This window comes from Thioalkalivibrio sp. ALE28, assembly GCF_000377425.1.
Lineage (GTDB): Bacteria > Pseudomonadota > Gammaproteobacteria > Ectothiorhodospirales > Ectothiorhodospiraceae > Thioalkalivibrio.
In genome coordinates, this window is the sequence record NZ_KB898093.1 from 51,453 (window position 1) to 72,647 (window position 21,195).

The following is a 21,195-nucleotide window of genomic DNA, read 5'->3' on the forward strand; positions in this document are numbered from 1 at the left end:
CGCGCGTCGGCGATTCTCAAAGAAAGAGGAATGCGACGATCGCGATCGCCGCGGCCACGGCGACGGCGTCCGCGGTCAGCGCGGCCGCCAGAGTGTGGCGCACGCGCTTGATGCCGATGGCGCCGAAGTACACCGCGAGCACGTAGAAGGTGGTCTCGGTCGAGCCCTGCAGGGTGGAGACCAGGATGCCGACGTGGGTGTCCGGCCCGGTGGCCGGGTCCTGCATGATGCCGGCCATGATGCCGTAGGCGCCGGAGCCGGACAGCGGGCGCAGCAGTGCCATCGGCAGGGCCTCGGCCGGCAGACCGAACGGCGTGGTCAGCGGCCCGACCAGCCCGACGAACATGCCCAGCGCACCGCTCTCGCGCAGCATCCCCACCGCGACCAGGATCGCCACCAGGTAGGGGATGATGCGCAGGGCCACGTTGAAGCCCTCTTTGGCCCCCTCGACGAAGACCTCGTAGACCGGCACGCCGCGGATCACCCCGTAGGACAGGAAGCCGACCACCAGCCCCGGGATGATCCAGGGGGCGATCGCCTGGCCGTAGAGGATGGTCAGTGGGATGATCGCGAGCACTCCGGCCAGTACCGTCAGCGAGACCCAGGCCGGGTAGCCCTCGGTGGGCACCTCGATGTTCATCGGTTGCTGCTCCGGGGCGGGTTCTTCGGTCGCGCCCGCTTCGGCGTCGGACGGGGCGCTGCGGGACTCGGTCGCGCGAACCGTGTCGTCCAGGTCCGTGGCGCCGTCGCGATCGGCGGCGTCCGGGTCGATCGATCGGGTCGGCGCCGGGCTGCGGAAATAGCGCTGCAGGATCAGGGCGCTGGTGATGCCGGCGATGGTCGCGAACAGCGTGGCGAACAGCGTGGTCGGCAGGATCGCCGCCGGGGCCTCGGAGCCAAGGCTGGCGCGCAGCGCGATGACCCCGGTGGGCAGCAATGTAATGCTGGAGGTGTTGATCGCCAGGAACAGGGCCATCGCATTGGTGGCGGTGCCCGGGTGCGGGTTCAGCTTCTCCAGTTCCTGCATCGCGCGGATGCCGAACGGCGTCGCGGCATTGCCCAACCCCAGGATGTTGGCGGAGAAGTTCAGGATCATCGCGCCCATCGCCGGGTGCTCCGGCGGGACCGACGGGAACAGGCGGGTCATCAGCGGGCGCAGCAGGCGGGCCAGTACGGTCAGCAGGCCGCCAGCCTCGGCGATCTTCATCAGGCCCAGGAACAGCGCCATTACCCCGGCCAGACCCAGCGCCAGTTCCACCGCGGAGCCGGCCGCGTCGATTGCGCCCTCGGACAGCGCCTGCATCGGCTGCTCGTCCGGGTCGGTGGAGCGGATCTCGCGGATCGCGGCCGTTGCCACGGCGATCACGATCAGGGCGAGAAAGATCAGGTTCATGCCTCGCAGTTTGCCACGGTCAGCGGTTCTCTCCGCGTGATACACCGCGCAGCACAGCATCCAGCGCCCGCGCCGGCAGCAGCCACTTGAGGAAGGCGAACAACCGGGTGGGGAAGGTCACGTGATAGCGCACCCGTGGCCGGCGGGCCTCCAGGGCGTGCACCACACAGCGCGCGACTGCCTCGGGCCCCAGTGTGAACGGCGCATCGGACTCGGCGTCCGCCATGCGGGCCTCGGCGGCACGGTAGGTCTCCTGCCACGGGCTGTGCTCGCGCTGGATGTGGTAGCGGAAGGCCTTCAGGGCGTTGGCGCGGAATTCGCTGCGGATCGGGCCCGGCTCGATCAGCGAGACATGGATACCCGTGCCGTGCAGTTCCTGGCGCAGGGTGTCGCTCATGCCCTCGATCGCGAACTTGGAGGTCACGTAGGCGCCGCGCAGGCGCAGGGCGACCAGCCCAAGGACCGAGCTGTTCTGGATGATGCGGCCCTCGCCGGCGCGGCGCATGGCGGGCAGCACGGCATTCGTTAGCTCCAGCCAGCCAAGCACGTTGGTCTCCAGCTGTGCGCGCAGGGTGGCGCGATTGAGGTCCTCCACCGCGCCGGGCTGACCATAGGCGCCGTTATTGAACAGGCCGTAGAGGTGGCCGTCGGTGCGGTGCAGAATCTCGGTGACTGCGCTGTGGATGCTGGCGGAGTCATCCAGGTCCAGCTGCAATGCCTCGAAGCCGTCCTTCTTCAGCCGCGCGACATCCTCGCTGCGCCGGGCGGTGGCGAAGACCCGGTAGCCGCGTTCGCGCAGCATGCCCGCGGTGCAGGCCCCGATGCCGCTGGAACAGCCGGTGATCAGGACCGCGCGCTGGGAGGGTTCGCTCATGGCGGCCGGATCAGTAGGTGAGGGTGGCGACGCCGTCCTCAACGACCTCGCCGATGAAGGCGCCGCCGCCGCGCATCCCGTCCAGTTCCGGGACCGCGTTGTCCAGGGTCAGTCCGTTCTCGTCCATTGCACCGGCGCAGGCGTAGAAGGCGCAGCCGGCCTCGTGGGCGTCCTGCATGAAGCTGTAGACGGATTTCTCCTTCGCCTCGCCGGGGTAGATCTGGTCCGCCACGCCCTGTCGCAGCAGGCGGGTGGTGCCGGCGGCGAAGTAGATCTCGACCTCGAGATCCATCGCGGCGGCGACGGTGGCCTGGAAGAACGGGGCGCCCAGGGTGCCGGGGCGGTCGAGGTCCAGATTCAGCAGCATGATCACGATCTTTTCGGCCATGGCAGGTCCTTGCGGGCAGTGCATTCGGGTATGGGGCGAATCATCCGCGCTGCGGCCGCGCGGCGCAAACACCGCCTGTCGGTGCGGAAGGCCTTTTATTCCCGGCGAACGGCCGCATAATACGCCTCAACCCGTGTTTTCGCGGATGTGTTCCGAGGATTCCAGCCATGCCCATCTATGAATACCAGTGCAAGGATTGCGGCGAGATCTCCGAGATCCTGCAGAAGATCTCCGACCCGCCCGCCACCACCTGCCCCGAGTGCGGTGCCGAGGCCCTGACCAAGCAGGTCTCCGCCGCCGGTTTCCGCCTGGCCGGGGGCGGCTGGTACGAGACCGATTTCAAGAAGGACGGCAAGCGCAACCTGAAGGATTCGGGCGGTGGCGCCGGCAAGTCCGATACCTCCACGAGCAAGGCCGCGGCCAGCACCTGACCCATGCTGGTTTCCCTGCGCCGCTACCTGATTGCAGGGCTGCTGGTCTGGCTGCCGCTGATCGTCACCGGCTTCATTATCAAGCTGCTGGTCGACCTGCTGGACTTCACCATCCTCCTCCTGCCGCCGGGCTGGCGGCCGGAGGCGCTGCTGGGCTTTTCCATCCCGGGCGTGGGGATCGTGGTCGCGATCGTCGTGGTGTTCGTCACCGGGGTGATCGTGGCCAACATCGTCGGGCGCAAGCTGGTCGCGCTGGGCGAGTCCATCGTGCACCGCATCCCGCTGGTCAACTCGATCTACGGGGCAGTGAAGAAGGTGACCGAGACGGTACTGGCGGATGGCGGCCAGGCCTTCCGCAAGGTGATGCTGATCGAATACCCGCGTCGCGGCCTGTGGTCGGTCGGGTTCATGACCGGCGTCGGCACCGGCGAGGTGCAGGAGCGTACCGAGCACGAGGTAATCACCGTATTCGTCCCGACGACCCCCAACCCGACCTCGGGCTTCGTGCTGATGGTCCCGCGCGAAGAGGCGATTGAACTCGACATGACGGTGGAGGACGGCCTCAAGTTCGTGATGTCCATGGGGGTCGTCACGCCCCTGAAAGGACCTGAAGAGGCCCCGGCTCCGGTTGCGCAAGGGCAGGGCAAATCGTAAGATTTCCGGCCTTTTCGCGGGTGCGGACGTCGCGTGCGCCCCGTTTTCCCGACTAACCATGCAGGCCTCTCAGGAACCACCGATCCCTGGCGGGCGTGCCCTTCGGCTGGAACAGCGCAATGCGAACTCATCTGTGTGGACGTGTCACCGAGAACGAACTCGACTCGGAGGTGACCCTTTGCGGCTGGGTGAATCGCCGGCGTGACCACGGGGGCGTGATCTTCGTCGATCTGCGCGACCATACGGGTCGGGTGCAGGTCGTGTTCGACCCCGACCGCGAGGACGTCTTCGCCCGCGCCGAGCAGCTGCGCAGCGAGTACGTGATCCGCATGACCGGTCGTGTGCGCCGCCGTCCCGAGGGGACCGAAAACCCGGACCTGTCCACCGGTGCGGTGGAGATCCTGGGTCTGGAACTGGAGGTCCTGAACGCCGCGAAGACCCCGCCGTTCCCGCTGGACGACGAGGACGTCGGCGAGGACACCCGCCTGCGCTATCGCTACGTGGACCTGCGCCGCCCGGTGATGCAGGAGCGCCTGCGTCTGCGCGCAATGGTCTCCGCGGCCATGCGCCGCTTCCTCGAGGAACGCGATTTCCTCGACCTCGAGACCCCGATGCTGACCAAGGCCACGCCGGAGGGCGCGCGCGACTACCTGGTGCCCAGCCGCACGCATCCGGGCAGCTTCTTTGCCCTGCCGCAGTCGCCGCAGCTGTTCAAGCAGCTGTTGATGATGTCCGGCATGGACCGCTACTACCAGATCACCCGCTGCTTCCGCGACGAGGACCTGCGCGCCGATCGCCAGCCGGAGTTCACCCAGCTGGACATGGAGATGGCCTTCGTCGACGAGGCCGACGTGATGGACGTGACCGAGGGCCTGATCCGGCACCTGTTCCGCGAGGTACAGGGTGTCGAGCTGCCCGACCCGTTCCCGCGCATGGCCTACGCCGAGGCGATGGCCCGTTTCGGCTCGGACAAGCCCGATCTGCGCATCCCGCTGGAGTTCACCGAGCTGACCGAGGTGATGCAGGCGGTGGAGTTCAAGGTCTTCAACGGCCCGGCGAACGACCCCGAGGGCCGCGTGGCCGCGCTGCGCGTGCCGGGCGGAGCCAAGCTCACGCGCAAGGAGATCGACGTCTACACCGAGTACGTCGGCCGCTACGGCGCGAAGGGCCTGGCCTACATCAAGGTCAACGACCCGGCGGATATCGAGGGCGGGCTGCAGTCGCCGATCCTGAAATTCCTGCCGGAGGACGTGACCCGGCAGATCCTGGAAAAGACCGCGGCCGCCGCCGGCGACCTGATCTTCTTCGGTGCGGACAAGGCCTCTGTGGTCAACGAGGCGATCGGCGCGCTGCGGGTGAAGCTCGGCCACGACCTCGACCTGGTCGAGGCGGGCTGGCAGCCGCTGTGGGTCGTCGACTTCCCGATGTTCGAGTACGACGACCAGGACAAGCGCCTGTACGCCCTGCATCACCCGTTCACTGCCCCGGCGGTGGACAGCCCGGACGCGCTGCGCAATAACCCGCGCGAGGCCCTGTCCCGTGCCTACGACATGGTGCTCAACGGCACCGAAGTGGGCGGTGGCTCCATCCGTATCCACAACCCCGAGATGCAGCAGGCTGCGTTCGAGGCCCTGGGTATCGGCGAGGACGAGGCCCGCGAGAAATTCGGCTTCCTGCTGGATGCGCTGGAGTTCGGTGCCCCGCCGCACGGCGGCCTGGCCTTCGGCCTGGACCGCCTGGTGATGCTGATGAGCGGCGCCCACTCCATTCGCGACGTAATGGCCTTCCCCAAGACCCAGACGGCCGCCTGCCTGCTGACCGACGCCCCGGCGCCGGTCGGCGAGAAGCAGCTGCGCGAGCTGGGCATCCGCCTGCGCGCCAGCGCTACGCAACAGGCCGGGTAGGCAACGGGCCGGTCGTTCACCATGGCCGGCATGCGTACCAGTGTGGTTACGGTCCATGGCTGGCATATGTCCGGCCTGGAGATGGCCCTGCTCGCCCGGCGCCTGCGCGCGGCCGGTCACGCGGTTCACCCCTTCCGCTACGCCTCGCGGCGCCAGACGCCGGAGCAGGCGGGGCGCGCGCTGGCGGCCTTTCTCGACGACGTCCCCGGCGACCTCGTGCACCTGGTCGCCCACAGCCTGGGCGGCGTGGTGGTGCGCCACCTGTTCGAGGTCGCGCCCGTGCAGCGTCCCGGCCGCATCGTGATGCTGGGTTCGCCCCTGGCCGGCAGCCGCGTGGCGGCCCGGCTGGCGCGCAACCGGGCCGGGCGCTGGTGGCTGGGCGCGCCCCTGGAACGCGGCCTGCTCGGTGGGAGCCCGATCCTGCGCGGGCGCGACATCGGCATGCTGGCCGGCAGCCGGCCGTTCGGGCCGGGCCCGCTGATTGCGCGCCTGCCGCATCCCCATGACGGCCTGGTCGCGGTGGACGAGACGCGGGGCCCCGACGTCTCGCGTCACCTGACCCTGCCGGTGACGCATATGGGCATGCTGTTCGACACCGTCGTGGCGCGCGAGACCCTGCACTTCCTGGAGGCGGGCGAGTTTCTGCCCTGACGCCGGACGGGCCCGTCAAGCCCGACCACCGCGGTCATCGCGAGGCGCGGAGCGCCGGGGCGATCTCCGTGGCTGGCCCCGGCGCTGGCCCGGGCGGGCGTCGGGGGTTCGGTCCGGAGGTTACTCGCTGCGCGCGCCCTTCGAGCCGGCCTGCGGCCGTTCACCGCCCCTGCGGGGCCTCGCAATGACGAAGGGGCTACGGCAGGGGCATGCCGCCCGCATTCGTGATTAGCGCGGCCCCAGCGATTAGACTGTGCGCATTCCGGTGCCCGGCGGCATGCCGGGTCGGCATAACCGAACCCAACTCAAGGAGTCGTGACCGAATGGCAGGCCACAGCAAGTGGGCGAATATCCAGCATCGCAAGAACGCCCAGGACGCCAAGCGCGGCAAACTCTTCACCAAGCTGATCCGCGAGATCACCGTGGCCGCCCGCCAGGGCGGCTCGGACCCGGAGACCAACCCGCGCCTGCGCCTGGCGATCGACAAGGCGCTGGGTTCCAACATGACCCGCGACACCATCGAGCGGGCCGCCAAGCGTGGCGCCGGCGAGACCGATGGCGACAACGTCGAGGAGATCCGCTACGAGGGCTATGGGCCTGGCGGTGCGGCCATCCTGGTCGACTGCATGACTGACAACCGCAACCGCACGGTTGCCGAGGTGCGGCATGCTTTCTCCAAGATGGGCGGCAACCTCGGCACCGACGGCTCGGTCGCCTACCTGTTCCAGAACAAGGGCGTGATCCGTTTCGCCCCGGGCCTGGATGACGAGGTGGTGATGGAGGCCGCGCTGGAGGGCGGGGCCGAGGACGTCCAGGTCGAGGACGACGGTGCGATCGAGGTGATTACCGAGCCGGAGACCTATCAGGACGTGCGCGCCGCACTGACGGAGCGCGGCCTGGAGCCGGAAAACGCCGAGGTCACCTGGCGGCCGGAGACCCTGGCCCCGCTGGATGCGGAGACCGCCGAGTCGGTCCTGAAGCTGCTGGACATGCTCGATGATCTGGACGACGTGCAGAACGTCTACACCAACGCCGACTTCCCCGAAGAAGTCAGCGGTGACTGAACCGGCCGCAGCGTGAGCGGCGTGCGCATCCTCGGGATCGACCCCGGCTCCCGCGTGACCGGCTTCGCGGTCATCGAGTTTGATCGCAGCCGCGGCCGTTCCTGCGGCCACGGCGTGATCCGGCCGAAGGCGAAGGCCTTCCCCGAGCGCCTGGGCGAGATCTTCGCCGGCGTGGTCGAGGTGATCGACGAGCTGAAGCCCGACGTACTGGCCATCGAGTCGGTGTTCGTCGCCCGCAATGCCCAGTCCGCGATCAAGCTGGGGCACGCCCGTGGCGCGGCCATCTGCGCTGCCACCCAGGCCGGTCTGCAGGTACACGAATACGCCCCGCGCGCGATCAAGCTGGCCGTGGTCGGTGTCGGTGGCGCGGACAAGGAGCAGGTCCAGCACATGATGCAGCAACTGTTACGTCTGGCCGAACCGGCCAGCAGCGACGCCGCCGACGCCCTGGCCGTCGCGCTCTGCCACGCCCACACCCGGCAGAACGAGGCGCGCCTGCAGGGCTCGGCTGCTGCGATGATCGGGGGGCGCCCATGATCGCCCGACTGGAGGGGCGGCTGATCAGCCGCGAGGTGAACGGCGTGGTGATCGACGCCGGCGGGGTTGGTTACGAGGTGGATGTCCCGCTGTCCACGCTGGCGGCCCTGCCGGAACCCGGCGAGACGGTCGTGCTGGCGACCCACCTGGTGGTGCGCGAGGATGCCCACCAGCTCTTCGGATTCCTGAACAAGCGTGACCGCGACCTGTTCCGCCGTCTGATCCGCGTCAACGGTATCGGTGCCAAACTGGCGCTGGCCATGCTTTCGACCTACGCCGGCGACGAGCTGGCGGGCCTGATCAGTGGTGGTGACGTGACAGGCCTGGCCAAGGTGCCGGGTATCGGCAAGCGCACCGCCGAACGGGTGGTGCTGGAGCTGGGCGAGCGCCTGGCCGAGATGGGCTTTGCCGCCGCGCCCGCCGGGGCGGCGGCGGGCAGCGAGCCCACGCCGGCGGCCGCGATGGAGGGCGAGGCCCTGGCCGCGCTGGAGTCCCTTGGCTATCCGCGGGCCAGTGCCGAGAAGATGGTTGCGGCGGTCCGCGACCAGGCCGACTCGGTGGAGACGCTGGTGCGTCTCGCGCTGCGCTCTACCGTCAAGCGCTAGCGCGCGAATCCGCGGTGATCCTGGCAGGGACAGCGTGGTCGTCAGCGTTTATGTGCTTTCGGTCCGCCGCCTGCCTCGTGGTGGCTGGTCCTGGTTCGGCCTCGGGTGTTTACGGTGGTTCCGGTCTGCAACCTGCCGTGCGCTGACTCGCCAGCGCGCCCCGAGTGACTTCTTTGCTCGTGCAAAGAAGTAACCAAGAAACACGCCCGACTGCCGCGACCCCGGCCCGCTGCGCGGGCCGGGGCTTCCCTCGCTCCGAGGGTTTTCGCGGGCGGCGCTGAACTCGCTGCGCCTGCGGCTCCGCTCAGACATCCAGCGCCTTGTCTCCCGCGAAAACCCTCTCCGCTCGGCGCGACGACAACGGGGAGGCAGGTCCAAACAACGGCCGTCCCGACGGTCGTGCCAGTGGAGGATGGCTAGGTCTTCGCACATCTTGGGCACGCTCGGCCGTTGGCCGTTGCGTGCCGCGCCCGCGCAGCGGGCGCCGGGGGCCTTCGGACGGCGTTGCCTATGGTTAGGCGTAAAGGTGGGGATACGTTCGGTTTTGACCTTCCCCTCCCGTATGGAGCCCCTCGCGGAGGGCGTGGTGGGCCGGGAGAAGGCGCTGGATGTCTGAGCGGAGCCGAAGGCGCAGCGAGTTCAGCGCCGCCGGCCCAGCACGTCCGGAGCGAGGTTCCCGGGCGGAATCCGGGTGCCCTTCTTTGGGTCCTTTCTTGGGCAAGCAAGAAAGGACCTCGCGGCGCGCTGGCGAGTCAGCGCACGGCAGGTTGCGGACCGAAGGCACCGTAAACACCCGAGGCCGAGCCAGGGCCAGCCACAACAAGGCAGGCGAAACACCGGGTGACGAACGGGGGCCAGCCATCAACGCCCAAGAGTTAGGGATCGCCAGGCTGTAGCGGAGAGGCGGATGACGTCGCAAGCGGGCATCTCGTTGGACGCCGCGCGCGGCGCTCGCGTACACTTGAAGGCGTATCCGTACCCGTCCCGCGAGCACCGAACCGTTGCCCATAGCAGGGCCCTTTCCCTGTTGAAACGGTGCGGGCGAGGCCGGGTCAAAGACCCGAATCGATCGCAGTACCGCCGCCGGCGAACCGCCTGGCGGCCCCGACCCAGACCATCCGGAGGTCCCCTGTGTCCGCGCCCGCTCTGTTCGTCCTGGAAGATGGCACTGTGTTTCATGGTCAGGCGATTGGCGCCCAGGGCCAGACGGTCGGCGAGGTGGTGTTCAACACCGCGATGACCGGTTATCAGGAGATCCTCACGGATCCCTCCTACCACCGGCAGATGGTCACGCTGACTTATCCGCATATCGGCAACACCGGGACCAATCCGGAGGATGACGAGTCCGCCCGCGCCCATGCGGCCGGGCTGATCATCCGTGACCTGCCGCCGCTGGTGTCGAACTGGCGCTCGCGCGAATCCTTGCCGGATTACCTGCTGCGCCACGGCATCGTGGCGATCAGCGGGATCGATACCCGCAAACTGACCCGCATTCTGCGCGAGAAGGGCGCGCTGAACGGCTGCATCCAGGCCGGTGAGGTGGACGAGCAAGCGGCCCTGGCCGCCGCGCGCGAGTTTCCCGGCATCAAGGGCATGGACCTGGCGCGCGAGGTCACCACGCGCAGCCGCTACGAATGGCTGGAGGGCACCTGGCAGCTCGGCGAAGAGCCGGCCCGGGTGGACCCGGAGCAGGCTGAATTTCATGTGGTGGCCTACGACTTCGGCATGAAGCAGAACATCCTGCGCAAGCTGGCGGACCGGGGTTGTCGCGTGACCGTGGTGCCGGCCGAGACTCCGGTGGCCGAGGTCATGGAGCTGAAACCCGACGGGGTGTTCCTGTCCAACGGCCCGGGCGACCCCGAGCCCTGCACCTACGCGATCGATGCGATCCGCGACATCTGCGAGCGCAAGCTGCCGCTGTTCGGTATCTGCCTCGGGCACCAACTGCTGGGCATTGCCAGCGGCGGCAAGAGCGTGAAGATGAAGTTCGGCCATCACGGGGCGAACCACCCGATCCGCCACGAGGAAAGCGGGCGGGTGATGATCTCGTCGCAGAATCACGGCTTTGCGATCGACGAGGACAACCTGCCCGATACGCTGACGCCGACCTACCGGTCGCTGTTCGACGGCACGCTGCAGGGGATCGCCCGCACCGACTGCCCGGCCTTCAGCCTGCAGGGACACCCCGAAGCCAGCCCGGGCCCCCACGACGTGTCCCCGGCGTTCGACGACTTCGTCGAGATGATGCGCGCCGCGCGTCGCTAAAGCTCCTCCTCCCGAATTTCCGATATCGACAGCCTGCGAGAGCCGTCACATGCCCAAGCGTACCGACATCCAGAGCATCCTGATCCTCGGGGCCGGCCCGATCGTGATCGGCCAGGCCTGCGAGTTCGACTACTCCGGCGCCCAGGCCTGCAAGGCCCTGCGCGAGGAGGGCTACCGGGTGATCCTGGTGAACTCCAACCCGGCGACGATCATGACCGACCCGGAGATGGCGGATGCCACCTACATCGAGCCGGTGGAGTGGGAGACGGTCGCCAAGATCATCGAGAAGGAGCGCCCGGATGCGGTGCTGCCGACCATGGGCGGTCAGACCGCGCTGAACTGCGCGCTGGACCTGTCGAAGGAAGGCGTGCTCGAGAAGTTCGGGGTGGAGATGATCGGCGCCAACGAGGCGGCGATCGACATGGCCGAGGACCGCGATCACTTCAAGGCGGCGATGGCCGATATCGGTCTGGACACTCCGACCGCGATGCTCGCGCACTCCTGGGAGGAGGCGCAGGAGGTCCAGCCGCAGATCGGCTTTCCGGTGATCATCCGGCCGTCGTTCACCCTCGGCGGCTCGGGCGGCGGTATCGCCTACAACCGCGAGGAGTTCGAGTACATCGTCAAGAATGGGCTCGACCTCTCGCCGGTGAACCAGGTGCTGCTGGAGGAGTCCGCGCTTGGCTGGAAGGAGTTCGAGATGGAGGTGGTCCGCGACAAGGCGGACAACTGCATCATCATCTGCTCGATCGAGAACCTCGACCCGATGGGTATTCACACCGGGGACTCGATCACCGTGGCGCCGGCGCAGACCCTGACCGACAAGGAATACCAGATCATGCGCGACGCCTCGCTGGCGGTGCTGCGCAAGATCGGCGTGGAGACCGGTGGCTCCAACGTGCAGTTCGCGATCAACCCGGAGAACGGGCGCATGATCGTGATCGAGATGAACCCGCGGGTGTCGCGCTCCTCGGCGCTGGCCTCCAAGGCGACTGGCTTCCCGATCGCCAAGGTCGCGGCCAAGCTGGCGGTGGGCTACACCCTCGACGAGCTGAAAAACGAGATCACCGGCGGGCTGACCCCGGCCTCGTTCGAGCCGTCCATCGACTACGTGGTCACCAAGATCCCGCGCTTCACCTTCGAGAAATTCCCGCAGGCCGAGGCGCGCCTGACCACGCAGATGAAGGCGGTGGGCGAGGCGATGGCCATCGGCCGCACCTTCCAGGAGTCGTTCCAGAAGGCGCTGCGCTCGATGGAGACCGGCATGGACGGCCTCGACGAGCGCATTGACCTGGATGCCGACGACGTGGTCGATCAGCTGCGCACCCGGCTCGCCAACCCCAGCCCGGAGCAGGTGCTGTACGTGGCCGACGCCTTCCGCGCCGGCTTCTCGATCCAGGACATCTTCGACCTGACCGCGATCGACCCCTGGTTCCTGGCCCAGATCCAGGAACTGGTGGACGTCGAGAAGGGCCTGCGCGACCGCATCCTGGGCGACATCAAGGCCGAGGAGATGTACCGCCTGAAGCAGCGCGGCTTCTCCGACCTGCGCCTGGCGACGATCCTCAACGAGACGGAAAAGGCCGTGCGCAAGCACCGCCACGGCCTGGGCGTGCGCCCGGTGTACAAGCGGGTGGATACCTGCGCGGCCGAGTTCGCGACCACCACCGCCTATATGTACTCATCGTACGAAGAGGAGAACGAGGCGGAACCGACCGACAAGCAGAAGATCATGGTCCTGGGCGGCGGGCCGAACCGTATTGGCCAGGGCATCGAGTTCGACTACTGCTGTGTGCACGCGGCGCTGGCGATGCGCGAGGACGGCTACGAGACCATCATGGTCAACTGCAACCCGGAGACCGTCTCCACCGACTATGACACCTCGGATCGGCTGTACTTCGAGCCGCTGACCCTGGAGGACGTGCTGGAGGTCGTGGCGACCGAGAACCCGGCCGGCGTGATCGTGCAGTACGGCGGGCAGACCCCGCTGAAGCTGGCGCGGGATCTCGAGGCGGCCGGGGTGCCGATTATCGGCACCAGCCCGGACTCGATCGACCTGGCCGAGGACCGCGAACGCTTCCAGGCCCTGCTGAACAAGCTGGGACTCAAGCAGCCGCCGAACCGCACCGCGCGCAGCGAGGAAGAGGCGGAGAAGCTGGCCGACGAGATCGGCTACCCACTGGTGGTGCGTCCGTCCTACGTGCTCGGTGGCCGCGCGATGGAGATCGTGCGCGACCGCGAGGACCTGCGCAGCTACATGCAGAACGCGGTGTCCGTCTCCAACGATGCCCCGGTGCTGCTGGATCGCTTCCTGGATGACGCGATCGAGGTTGATGTCGATGCCATCTCGGATGGCGAGAACGTGATCATCGGCGGGATCATGGAACACATTGAGCAGGCCGGCGTGCACTCGGGCGACTCCGCCTGTTCGCTGCCGCCGTTCTCGCTGTCGATGGCGCTACAGGACGAGATGGTCGAGCAGGTGCGCAAGATGGCGCTGGGGCTCAAGGTCGTCGGCCTGATGAACACCCAGTTCGCGATCAAGGGCGACGATATCTACGTGCTGGAGGTCAATCCGCGCGCCTCGCGCACCGTGCCGTATGTCTCCAAGAGCGTCGGCCGGCCGCTGGCCAAGATTGCCGCCCGCTGCATGGCCGGGCAGACCCTGCCCGAGCAGGGCGTGGGCGATGCGGTCTACCCCGATTACTACTCGGTAAAGGAATCGGTGTTCCCGTTCGCCAAGTTCCAGGGCGTGGACCCGATCCTGGGGCCGGAGATGAAGTCCACCGGCGAGGTGATGGGGGTCGGTCGCAGCTTCGCCGAGGCCTTCGCCAAGAGCCAGCTGGGGGCGGGCGTGCTGCTGCCGTCCACCGGCAAGGCCTTCGTGTCCGTGCGCGAGATCGACAAGCCGCTGGTGGGTGAAGTCGCGCGCCGCCTGGTCGAGCTGGGTTTCGAGGTTCTGGCCACCCGGGGCACGGCGAACGTGCTGGAGGAGGCCGGGATCGCGGTGACCCGCGTGAACAAGGTCACCGAGGGTCGTCCGCATATCGTGGACATGATCAAGAACGACGAGATCAGCTTCATCATCAACACCGTGGAGGGCAAGCAGTCGACCTCCGACTCCTACACCATCCGCCGCGAGGCGCTGATGCACAAGGTGGGCTATACCACCACCATTGCTGGGGCCAAGGCCACCGTGCAGGCCCTGGATCATCTGGGGGCGAACGACGTCTTCCGGCTGCAGGACCTCCACCAGGAAAATCTCGGAGGGAAAAGCGCATGAACAAGACGCCCTTGACCGTGACTGGCGCGGAAAAGATGAAGGAAGAGCTGAAGAAGCTGAAGGGCGAGGACCGCCCGCGCGTGGTCAACGCGATCTCCGAGGCGCGCGAGCATGGTGACCTCAAGGAGAACGCCGAGTATCACGCCGCGCGCGAGCAGCAGAGCTTCATCGAGGGCCGCATCCGCGAGCTGGAGGCGAAGCTCTCCAATGCCCAGATCATCGACGTCACGGCCCTGCCGCAGACCGGCAAGGTCGTGTTCGGCACCACGGTGGTGCTGGAGGCGACCGAGGACGGGCGCCAGGTGACCTACAAGATCGTGGGCGAGGACGAGGCCGACATCAAGAACAACATGATCTCGGTGTCTTCCCCGATCGCGCGGGCGCTGATCGGTAAGGAAGAGGGCGATGTGGTCACCGTGCAGGCCCCGGGCGGGGAGACGGAGTACGAGATCCTGGAGGTCCGCTACGTCAACTGACGCCGCCGTATCCGGCTGTCAGGCCGGGTCCAGCGAGACCTTCGGGTCCTCCGGGTTGCGCCGGAACAGGGTGGCGACATGACCGATGCGCTGAATCCGCTCGGCGCCGGTGCGCTCGCACAGTTCCTCGACGGCCCCGTTGCGGGCCTCGCGATCCCCGATATTCACCTTGATCTTGACCAGTTCGTGGTGGGTGAGCGCCAGTTCCAGTTCCGCCAGCACCGCGTCGGTCAGCCCGTTGCGGCCAATGGTCACGACGGGTTTGCGGGGATGGGCGAGGCTGCGCAGGTGGCGGCGTTGCGCGTCGGTCAGATTCACGGGAGGCCGTTTTTCGGTGTTGGAAAGCCAAAATTGTAGCACGCCGAGTGCCGGCGCAAGGATCGGGCATGCCCAAGCGTAGCCGCTCCAGCCAGCGCTGGCTGAAGGAACATTTCGATGACCCCTACGTCCAGCGGGCCCAGCAGGAGGGCTACCGCGGGCGCGCGGTCTACAAGCTGCAGGAGCTCGACGAGCGCGACCGGCTGCTGAAGCCCGGGATGCGCGTGGTGGACCTGGGTGCGGCGCCGGGCGGCTGGACCCAGTACGCCGCGCAGAAAATCGGGCGCAAAGGGGTCCTGGTCGCGACCGATATCCTGCCCATGGATCCCGTGCCGGGCGCGGAGATCGTGACCGGCGACTTCCGCGAGGACGCCGTGCTGGATGCGATCCTGAGCGCGCTCGGGGACGAGCCGGCCGACCTTGTGCTTTCCGATATGGCCCCCAACCTGACCGGTACGGATGCCGTGGATCAGCCGCGTTCCATCCATCTGTGTGAACTGGCGCTGGAGTTGGCCACCCAGATTCTGAACCCCCGGGGGGCTTTTCTGGTCAAGCTGTTTCAGGGCGAAGGTTCCGATGCCTACCTGGCCGAGGTGCGCCGCCGGTTTCGCTCGGTCAAGGTGCGCAAACCGAAGGCCTCGCGGCCTCGGTCACGGGAAGTGTATGTATTGGCACGCGAGCCCCGGGATGTGTAAAGCTGCCTGCAACTGACGATTGATGTTTTTCGAGGTGTCGTTTTGAACGGTCTGGCCAAGAACCTGATCATCTGGGCGGTGATTGCCGTCGTCCTGATGTCTGTCTTCAACAACTTCGGCCCACAGCAGCAGACGCAGGATGTGCGGAGCATTACCTACTCCGAGTTCATCCGCGATGTGCAGGGCGGTCGCGTGGATAACGTGACCATCAAGGGCGAGAAGATCGAGGGCACCACGCTGGAAGGCCAGCGATTCACCACGGTGAATCCGAACGACCCGGGCCTGATTGGCGACCTGCTGCAGAACAATGTGGAGGTCAATGCCCACGAGGAGGCCGAGCGTTCCCTGCTGATGAGCATCCTGATCAGCTGGTTCCCGATCCTGCTGCTGATCGCCGTGTGGATCTACTTCATGCGCCAGATGCAGGGCGGTGGCGCCGGCGGCAAGGGCGCGATGTCCTTCGGCAAGTCCAAGGCCAAGCTGATGTCGGAGGACCAGGTCAAGGTCGGCTTCGGTGACGTGGCCGGCTGCGACGAGGCCAAGGAAGAGGTCACCGAACTGGTGGACTTCCTGCGCGACCCGTCCAAGTTCCAGAAACTCGGCGGCCAGATCCCGCGCGGGGTGCTGATGGTGGGCTCTCCGGGTACCGGCAAGACGCTGCTGGCCAAGGCCATCGCCGGCGAGGCCAAGGTGCCGTTCTTCAGCATCTCCGGTTCCGACTTCGTCGAGATGTTCGTCGGCGTGGGCGCCTCGCGCGTGCGAGACATGTTCTCCGAGGCCAAGAAGCACGCTCCCTGCATTATCTTCATCGACGAGATCGATGCGGTCGGTCGCCAGCGCGGCGCCGGCATGGGCGGTGGTCACGACGAGCGCGAGCAGACGCTGAACCAGCTGCTGGTCGAGATGGACGGCTTCGAGGGCACCGAGGGGGTCATCGTGATCGCCGCGACCAACCGCCCGGACGTGCTGGACCCGGCGCTGCTGCGCCCGGGCCGCTTCGACCGCCAGGTGGTGGTGCCGCCGCCGGACGTGCGCGGCCGCGAGCAGATCCTCAAGGTCCACATGAAGAAGACCCCGATCGCGGAGGATGTGCGCCCGGACCTGATTGCCCGCGGTACGCCGGGCTTCTCCGGGGCGGATCTGGCCAACCTGGTCAACGAGGCGGCGTTGTTCGCGGCCCGGGCCAACAAGCGCCTGGTGGATATGTCCGACTTCGAGCGCGCCAAGGACAAGATCATGATGGGTGCCGAGCGCAAGTCCATGGTGATGTCCGAGGACGAGAAGAAGCTGACCGCCTATCACGAGGCCGGGCATGCGATCGTCGGCCTGACGGTGCCGGAGCATGACCCGGTGTACAAGGTCAGCATCATCCCGCGCGGGCGCGCCCTCGGGGTGACCATGTTCCTGCCGGAGGAAGACCGCTACAGCCACTCGAAGACGCGTCTGGAAAGCCAGCTGGCGAGCCTGTTCGGCGGGCGGCTGGCGGAAGAGATCATCTTCGGCAACGACAAGGTGACCACCGGGGCCTCCAACGACATCGAGCGTGCCACCCAGATCGCGCGCAATATGGTCACCAAGTGGGGCCTGTCGGACAAGCTGGGCCCGCTGGACTACGGCGAGGAAGAGGGGCATCCCTTCCTGGGCGGGCAGATGGGCAAGTCCAAGCCGATGTCCGACGAGACCGCGCGCGAGATCGACGCCGAGGTGCGCCAGATCATCGACACGAATTACCAGCACGCGAAGCAGATCCTGGTGGATAACATCGACAAGCTGCATGCGATGGCCCAGGCACTAGTGAAGTACGAGACCATCGACGACAAGCAGATCGAGGACATCATGGCCGGGCGCGAACCCCGCGAACCCGCCGACTGGGACAGCGGCGGCGGCCCCGGCGGTACCGCGCAGGCCGGCGAGGAGTCCGACGCCAGTGGCTCGGGTGACGGCTCCGAAGGTCGCGATGACGACGACAACAAGGGTGTTGTAGGCGGGCCCGCGCCGCAGTCCTGAGCGGGGCCCCCGCCGACGCGTCGAACCCAGGCCGCCAGGCCCTTTCCTGGCGGCCTTTTTCGTTGGTAGCAAAGGAGAATGATCGTGCCGACCGATGCACCCGTGCTGCAATGCGGAGCGCGCCGCCTGGACCTGGGGCGGCCACGCATCATGGGTATCCTCAATGTGACCCCGGACTCGTTCTCCGATGGCGGGCAATATGCCCGGGTCGAAGAGGCCCTGGCGCGCGCCCGCGCCATGGTCGCGGAGGGGGCGGATCTCCTCGATGTGGGGGGTGAGTCCACGCGTCCCGGCGCGGAGCCGGTACCACTGGAGGAGGAGCGCCGCCGGGTGCTGCCGGTGATCGAGGCGCTGCACGCGGAAATCGGTGTGCCGCTGTCCGTGGATACGATGAAGCCGGCGTTGATGCGCGAGGCGGTCGCGGCCGGCGCCGGGTTGCTCAACGACGTCAACGGCTTCCGAGCCGAGGGGGCCCTGGAGGCGGCGGTCGAGGCGGCGCGCGAGGATGGCGTGGCGCTTTGCGCGATGCATATGCAGGGCGAGCCGCAGTCGATGCAGCGTGCGCCGCATTATGACGACGTGGTGACCGAGATCGCGGCCTTTCTGGACCAGCGGGTGCGCGAATTGCGGGCCGCCGGCGTGCCGCGAGGCCAGATCCTGCTGGACCCGGGGTTCGGCTTTGGCAAGACCCTGGCGCACAACGTCGCCCTGTTTCGTGGCCTGCCGCATCTGGCCGGGGCCGGCCTGCCGTTGCTGGTCGGCGTTTCGCGCAAATCGATGATCGGCCAGTTGCTGGGGGATCGCCCGGTCGCCGAGCGGGACCCGGGGAGTGCCGTGGCGGCGATGCTGGCGGCGCAGGCCGGGGCGCGTGTCCTGCGTGTGCACAACGTCTCGGCGACCCGCGACGCGCTGGCGCTATACTCGGAGTTGCGGCCGGATGGCGGCGAAGAGCAGGACAATCGAGGGAACTGATGGGCAAGTATTTCGGGACGGACGGGATTCGCGGGCGCACCGGCGAGTGGCCCATGACGCCGGAGTTTGCGCTGCGGTTGGGGTATGCCGTGGGCGAGGTGCTGGGCGAGAACGGCCAGCGCCAGGGCCCGGTGCTGGTGGGCAAGGACACGCGGGTGTCCGGCTACATGTTCGAGTCGGCGCTGGAGGCCGGGCTGTCGGCCGCCGGGCTGGATGTCGCGCTGCTGGGGCCGATGCCCACGCCCGCGATCGCCTACCTGACCCATACCTTCCGTGCGACCGCGGGCATCGTGATCAGTGCCTCGCACAACCCGTTCCACGACAACGGGTTCAAGTTCTTCACGCCCGAGGGCGACAAGCTGCCGGATGCGACCGAGGCCGCGATCGAGGCGCGCCTGGATCAGCCGGCGCAGCCGATCGACGCGGCGCGACTGGGCAAGGCCGTGCGCATCAGCGATGCGGCCGGCCGCTATGTGGAGTTCTGCAAGAGCGCCATCCCGGCGCGCTCCGAGTTGCGCGGCATGAAGGTGGTGATCGACTGCGCCCATGGGGCCACCTACAACGTCTCCCCGCATGTATTCGAGGAGCTGGGCGCCCGTGTCGAGATCCTTGGCGCGAGTCCTGACGGCTACAACATCAACGAGGGCGTGGGCGCCCTGTACCCCGAGAAGGTGGCGGCGCAGGTGCGCGCCAGCGGGGCGGACCTCGGGATTGCCCTGGACGGCGATGGTGACCGCGTGATCCTGGCCGATGCCGATGGCACGGTCGTGGACGGCGATCAGATCCTCGGCATCCTGGCGCTGGCGCGGCAGCAGAGCGGGGGCTTCGATGGTGGGGTGGTCGGGACGCTGATGACCAACCTCGGCCTGGAGCAGGCCCTGAATGGCGCCGGCATCCCGTTCGTGCGCGCGAAGGTCGGGGATCGCTACGTGCTGGAGGAGCTCCGGCGTCGCGACTGGACCCTGGGTGGCGAGGGGTCGGGCCACATCGTCTGCCTCGAGCACACCACGACCGGTGATGGCACGGTCGCGGCGCTGCAGGTTGCCCACCTGATGCATCGCACCGGCCAGCCGCTGTCGGCGCTGGCCGCGGCGATCCCCAAGCTCCCGCAGTGCCTGATCAATGTGCCCGTCAGCGGTGCCGCTTCGGGCTGCCTGGAGGCCGAGCCGGTACGCGCGGAGGTTGCCGCGGTCGAGGGGCAGCTGGGCCAGCGCGGCCGAGTGCTGCTGCGTCCCTCGGGTACCGAACCGCTGGTGCGGGTGATGGTCGAGGGCGAGGACGCGAACGAGACCCGCTCGGCCGCTGAGCGCATCGCCGACAGTATCCGCGCGGCGATCTGACGCCCTCGGCGCCCGCGGGCGGCTCTCCCTGCGTCACCCCGCGCCGGGCGCCGCCGGCGTGGCGCGTGCCGGCTTGGTTGATTTGCTCCCGGTGCGCCGGTAACATCCCGCCGCTCTAATCATCATGATCGGACCCCGTCTATCCATGGGGTGCGTCCGACCGCAGGAGGAAGATCCGCATGCGCACGCCGCTGGTCGCCGGAAACTGGAAGATGAACGGTTCGCGGGACGCGAACCGCGCGCTCCTGAGCGCCCTGAAGGGCAGCCTGGGCGATATCCGGGGCGTGGACGTGGCGGTGTGTCCGCCCGCGGTCTACCTCGCCGAAATCGCCGACGACCTCTCGGGCGGCCCCATTGCGGTGGGTGCCCAGGATTGCTCGGACCAGGAGAAGGGCGCCTACACCGGCGAACTGGCCGGCGCCATGCTGGCCGAGGTCGGCTGCCGTTACGTGATCGTCGGGCACTCCGAGCGCCGTGAGCGGCAGAACGAGGACAGTGCCTGGGTGGCCGCGAAATTCGTTGCGGCCCAGGCGGCCGGCCTGATTCCGATCCTGTGTGTCGGCGAGCAGAAGGACGACCGCGAGGGTGGCCGTACCGAGAGCGTCGTGGCCGAGCAGCTGGATGCGGTGCTGGACGCGGCCGGGGTCGAGGCCTTCGCCAGTGCCGTGGTGGCCTACGAGCCGGTCTGGGCAATCGGCACCGGGCTGACCGCCACGCCGGAACAGGCCCAGGAGGTGCATGCCTTCATCCGTAATCGCGTCGCCGGCCGCGACCCGCGCATCGCCGCGGAGCTGCGCATTCTCTACGGCGGCAGCATGAAGGCCGACAATGCATCCGGGCTGCTGGCGCTGGAGGATATCGACGGCGGTCTCATCGGCGGCGCCTCGCTGGATGCCGACGGGTTCACCGCCATCGTCCGTGCCGCGGGCGAGCGAGTCGCAGCATGATTTACGGCCTGCTCCTGGTTGTCCAGGTCGCGGTCTCGATCGGCCTGATCGCGCTGATCCTGATGCAGCACGGCAAAGGGGCCGATGCTGGCGCCGCCTTCGGCAGCGGGGCTTCGGCAACGGTGTTCGGGGCGGCCGGTTCGGCCAACTTTCTGAGCCGTTCGACCGCGTTTCTGGCGGTGGTGTTCTTCCTGAATAGCCTGACACTGGCCTATCTGGCCGCCTCCAGCCCGGAGGCCGAGAGCCTGCTGGACCAGATGGAGGCCATGGAAGAGGAAGGTGACGGTCCGCCGGATCTTCCGCGCGAGGTGGTCCCGGGGCAGGAGCCCGCGGGCGATACCCCGCAATCCGGCCGGCCGGCCGACGTGCCCGACTGATCCCGGGTACCTGT

At 67.9% G+C, this 21,195-nt stretch carries 21 protein-coding genes; 17 read left to right on the top strand and 4 right to left on the bottom strand.

What is annotated here, in order from left to right; translation table 11 throughout:
* Positions 1-16: 16 nt before the first annotated feature.
* The 3 genes from D105_RS0100240 to D105_RS0100250 are packed head-to-tail and all read right to left on the bottom strand — an operon-like array spanning position 17 to position 2,655.
* Entirely contained in the window at positions 17-1,393 is a 1,377-nt protein-coding gene (locus D105_RS0100240) for a nucleoside recognition domain-containing protein (protein ID WP_018877154.1), read from the bottom strand.
* A gap of 19 nt (positions 1,394-1,412) precedes the next feature.
* The gene (locus tag D105_RS0100245) at positions 1,413-2,267 is read right to left on the bottom strand and encodes an SDR family oxidoreductase (protein WP_018867444.1); all 855 of its coding nucleotides are present in this window, start codon (positions 2,265-2,267) and stop codon (positions 1,413-1,415) included.
* Positions 2,268-2,277: 10 nt separating this feature from the next.
* Positions 2,278-2,655 (bottom strand): DsrE family protein, encoded by a 378-nt coding sequence (locus D105_RS0100250; protein WP_018140668.1) that lies wholly within the window; start codon positions 2,653-2,655, stop codon positions 2,278-2,280.
* A 167-nt stretch (positions 2,656-2,822) separates the two neighbouring features.
* On the opposite strand from D105_RS0100250, the gene D105_RS0100255 reads away from it, so the two are divergent.
* From D105_RS0100255 to greA, 11 genes are all read left to right on the top strand, one after another.
* Complete coding sequence (locus D105_RS0100255; RefSeq protein ID WP_018867442.1) at positions 2,823-3,086, top strand: FmdB family zinc ribbon protein; 264 nt, start codon at positions 2,823-2,825, stop codon at positions 3,084-3,086.
* 3 nt (positions 3,087-3,089) lie between these two features.
* Positions 3,090-3,740: a DUF502 domain-containing protein gene (locus D105_RS0100260; RefSeq protein ID WP_018867441.1), complete on the top strand. Its 651-nt coding sequence runs from the start codon at positions 3,090-3,092 to the stop codon at positions 3,738-3,740.
* Positions 3,741-3,859: 119 nt separating this feature from the next.
* Positions 3,860-5,644 carry an aspartate--tRNA ligase gene (aspS, locus tag D105_RS0100265; protein WP_018877155.1) on the top strand — a complete coding sequence of 595 codons (1,785 nt, stop codon included), beginning with the start codon at positions 3,860-3,862 and terminating at the stop codon, positions 5,642-5,644.
* A gap of 21 nt (positions 5,645-5,665) precedes the next feature.
* Positions 5,666-6,295, top strand: coding sequence for a triacylglycerol lipase (locus D105_RS0100270; RefSeq protein WP_018867439.1), 630 nt, complete (start codon positions 5,666-5,668; stop codon positions 6,293-6,295).
* Positions 6,296-6,618: 323 nt separating this feature from the next.
* Positions 6,619-7,359, top strand: coding sequence for a YebC/PmpR family DNA-binding transcriptional regulator (locus D105_RS0100275; RefSeq protein WP_018877156.1), 741 nt, complete (start codon positions 6,619-6,621; stop codon positions 7,357-7,359).
* Between the two features lie 21 nt (positions 7,360-7,380).
* Complete coding sequence (gene ruvC, locus D105_RS0100280; protein WP_026280376.1) at positions 7,381-7,896, top strand: crossover junction endodeoxyribonuclease RuvC; 516 nt, start codon at positions 7,381-7,383, stop codon at positions 7,894-7,896.
* The gene (ruvA, locus tag D105_RS0100285) at positions 7,893-8,501 is read left to right on the top strand and encodes a Holliday junction branch migration protein RuvA (protein ID WP_018867436.1); all 609 of its coding nucleotides are present in this window, start codon (positions 7,893-7,895) and stop codon (positions 8,499-8,501) included. Before ruvC ends, ruvA begins: the two co-directional genes overlap by 4 nt.
* A gap of 412 nt (positions 8,502-8,913) precedes the next feature.
* The gene (locus tag D105_RS15235) at positions 8,914-9,117 is read left to right on the top strand and encodes a hypothetical protein (protein ID WP_081619697.1); all 204 of its coding nucleotides are present in this window, start codon (positions 8,914-8,916) and stop codon (positions 9,115-9,117) included.
* A 515-nt stretch (positions 9,118-9,632) separates the two neighbouring features.
* Positions 9,633-10,766 (top strand): glutamine-hydrolyzing carbamoyl-phosphate synthase small subunit, encoded by a 1,134-nt coding sequence (carA, locus tag D105_RS0100290; protein ID WP_018877158.1) that lies wholly within the window; start codon positions 9,633-9,635, stop codon positions 10,764-10,766.
* Between the two features lie 49 nt (positions 10,767-10,815).
* Positions 10,816-14,049 (top strand): carbamoyl-phosphate synthase large subunit, encoded by a 3,234-nt coding sequence (carB, locus tag D105_RS0100295; RefSeq protein WP_018877159.1) that lies wholly within the window; start codon positions 10,816-10,818, stop codon positions 14,047-14,049.
* Entirely contained in the window at positions 14,046-14,525 is a 480-nt protein-coding gene (gene greA / locus D105_RS0100300; protein WP_018867783.1) for a transcription elongation factor GreA, read from the top strand. Before carB ends, greA begins: the two co-directional genes overlap by 4 nt.
* An 18-nt stretch (positions 14,526-14,543) precedes the next feature.
* On the opposite strand, the gene yhbY is transcribed toward greA, so the two are convergent.
* Entirely contained in the window at positions 14,544-14,843 is a 300-nt protein-coding gene (yhbY, locus tag D105_RS0100305; protein WP_018867784.1) for a ribosome assembly RNA-binding protein YhbY, read from the bottom strand.
* A 68-nt stretch (positions 14,844-14,911) separates the two neighbouring features.
* Between yhbY and rlmE the strand changes: the two genes are divergently transcribed.
* The 6 genes from rlmE to secG all read left to right on the top strand — a co-directional run bounded on the left by rlmE (position 14,912) and on the right by secG (position 21,181).
* Positions 14,912-15,538 (top strand): 23S rRNA (uridine(2552)-2'-O)-methyltransferase RlmE, encoded by a 627-nt coding sequence (gene rlmE / locus D105_RS0100310; protein ID WP_018867785.1) that lies wholly within the window; start codon positions 14,912-14,914, stop codon positions 15,536-15,538.
* Positions 15,539-15,580: 42 nt separating this feature from the next.
* A complete protein-coding gene (ftsH, locus tag D105_RS0100315; protein ID WP_018875886.1) occupies positions 15,581-17,545 on the top strand; it encodes an ATP-dependent zinc metalloprotease FtsH in 1,965 nt (654 codons plus the stop codon).
* A 78-nt stretch (positions 17,546-17,623) separates the two neighbouring features.
* Positions 17,624-18,517, top strand: coding sequence for a dihydropteroate synthase (folP, locus tag D105_RS0100320; RefSeq protein ID WP_018867787.1), 894 nt, complete (start codon positions 17,624-17,626; stop codon positions 18,515-18,517).
* Positions 18,517-19,857 carry a phosphoglucosamine mutase gene (glmM, locus tag D105_RS0100325; protein WP_018877160.1) on the top strand — a complete coding sequence of 447 codons (1,341 nt, stop codon included), beginning with the start codon at positions 18,517-18,519 and terminating at the stop codon, positions 19,855-19,857. Before folP ends, glmM begins: the two co-directional genes overlap by 1 nt.
* A 179-nt stretch (positions 19,858-20,036) precedes the next feature.
* Positions 20,037-20,804 carry a triose-phosphate isomerase gene (gene tpiA / locus D105_RS0100330; protein WP_018875888.1) on the top strand — a complete coding sequence of 256 codons (768 nt, stop codon included), beginning with the start codon at positions 20,037-20,039 and terminating at the stop codon, positions 20,802-20,804.
* On the top strand, positions 20,801-21,181 hold the full coding sequence (secG, locus tag D105_RS0100335) for a preprotein translocase subunit SecG (protein WP_018867790.1): 381 nt from the start codon (positions 20,801-20,803) through the stop codon (positions 21,179-21,181). The genes tpiA and secG overlap by 4 nt, the downstream gene beginning before the upstream one ends.
* Positions 21,182-21,195: the final 14 nt, after the last annotated feature.

Excerpts from the sequence above, each read along its gene's own strand:
- tpiA (WP_018875888.1), top strand. The coding sequence starts at position 20,037 with ATGCGCACGCCGCTGGTCGCCGGAAACTGGAAGATGAACGGTTCGCGG.
- D105_RS0100275 (WP_018877156.1), top strand. The coding sequence starts at position 6,619 with ATGGCAGGCCACAGCAAGTGGGCGAATATCCAGCATCGCAAGAACGCC.
- carB (WP_018877159.1), top strand. The coding sequence starts at position 10,816 with ATGCCCAAGCGTACCGACATCCAGAGCATCCTGATCCTCGGGGCCGGC.
- D105_RS0100260 (WP_018867441.1), top strand. The coding sequence starts at position 3,090 with ATGCTGGTTTCCCTGCGCCGCTACCTGATTGCAGGGCTGCTGGTCTGG.
- secG (WP_018867790.1), top strand. The coding sequence starts at position 20,801 with ATGATTTACGGCCTGCTCCTGGTTGTCCAGGTCGCGGTCTCGATCGGC.
- greA (WP_018867783.1), top strand. The coding sequence starts at position 14,046 with ATGAACAAGACGCCCTTGACCGTGACTGGCGCGGAAAAGATGAAGGAA.
- D105_RS0100255 (WP_018867442.1), top strand. The coding sequence starts at position 2,823 with ATGCCCATCTATGAATACCAGTGCAAGGATTGCGGCGAGATCTCCGAG.
- D105_RS0100250 (WP_018140668.1), bottom strand. The coding sequence starts at position 2,655 with ATGGCCGAAAAGATCGTGATCATGCTGCTGAATCTGGACCTCGACCGC.
- glmM (WP_018877160.1), top strand. The coding sequence starts at position 18,517 with ATGGGCAAGTATTTCGGGACGGACGGGATTCGCGGGCGCACCGGCGAG.
- ruvA (WP_018867436.1), top strand. The coding sequence starts at position 7,893 with ATGATCGCCCGACTGGAGGGGCGGCTGATCAGCCGCGAGGTGAACGGC.
- D105_RS0100245 (WP_018867444.1), bottom strand. The coding sequence starts at position 2,267 with ATGAGCGAACCCTCCCAGCGCGCGGTCCTGATCACCGGCTGTTCCAGC.
- folP (WP_018867787.1), top strand. The coding sequence starts at position 17,624 with ATGATCGTGCCGACCGATGCACCCGTGCTGCAATGCGGAGCGCGCCGC.
- D105_RS0100270 (WP_018867439.1), top strand. The coding sequence starts at position 5,666 with ATGGCCGGCATGCGTACCAGTGTGGTTACGGTCCATGGCTGGCATATG.
- D105_RS0100240 (WP_018877154.1), bottom strand. The coding sequence starts at position 1,393 with ATGAACCTGATCTTTCTCGCCCTGATCGTGATCGCCGTGGCAACGGCC.
- rlmE (WP_018867785.1), top strand. The coding sequence starts at position 14,912 with ATGCCCAAGCGTAGCCGCTCCAGCCAGCGCTGGCTGAAGGAACATTTC.
- D105_RS15235 (WP_081619697.1), top strand. The coding sequence starts at position 8,914 with ATGGCTAGGTCTTCGCACATCTTGGGCACGCTCGGCCGTTGGCCGTTG.
- aspS (WP_018877155.1), top strand. The coding sequence starts at position 3,860 with ATGCGAACTCATCTGTGTGGACGTGTCACCGAGAACGAACTCGACTCG.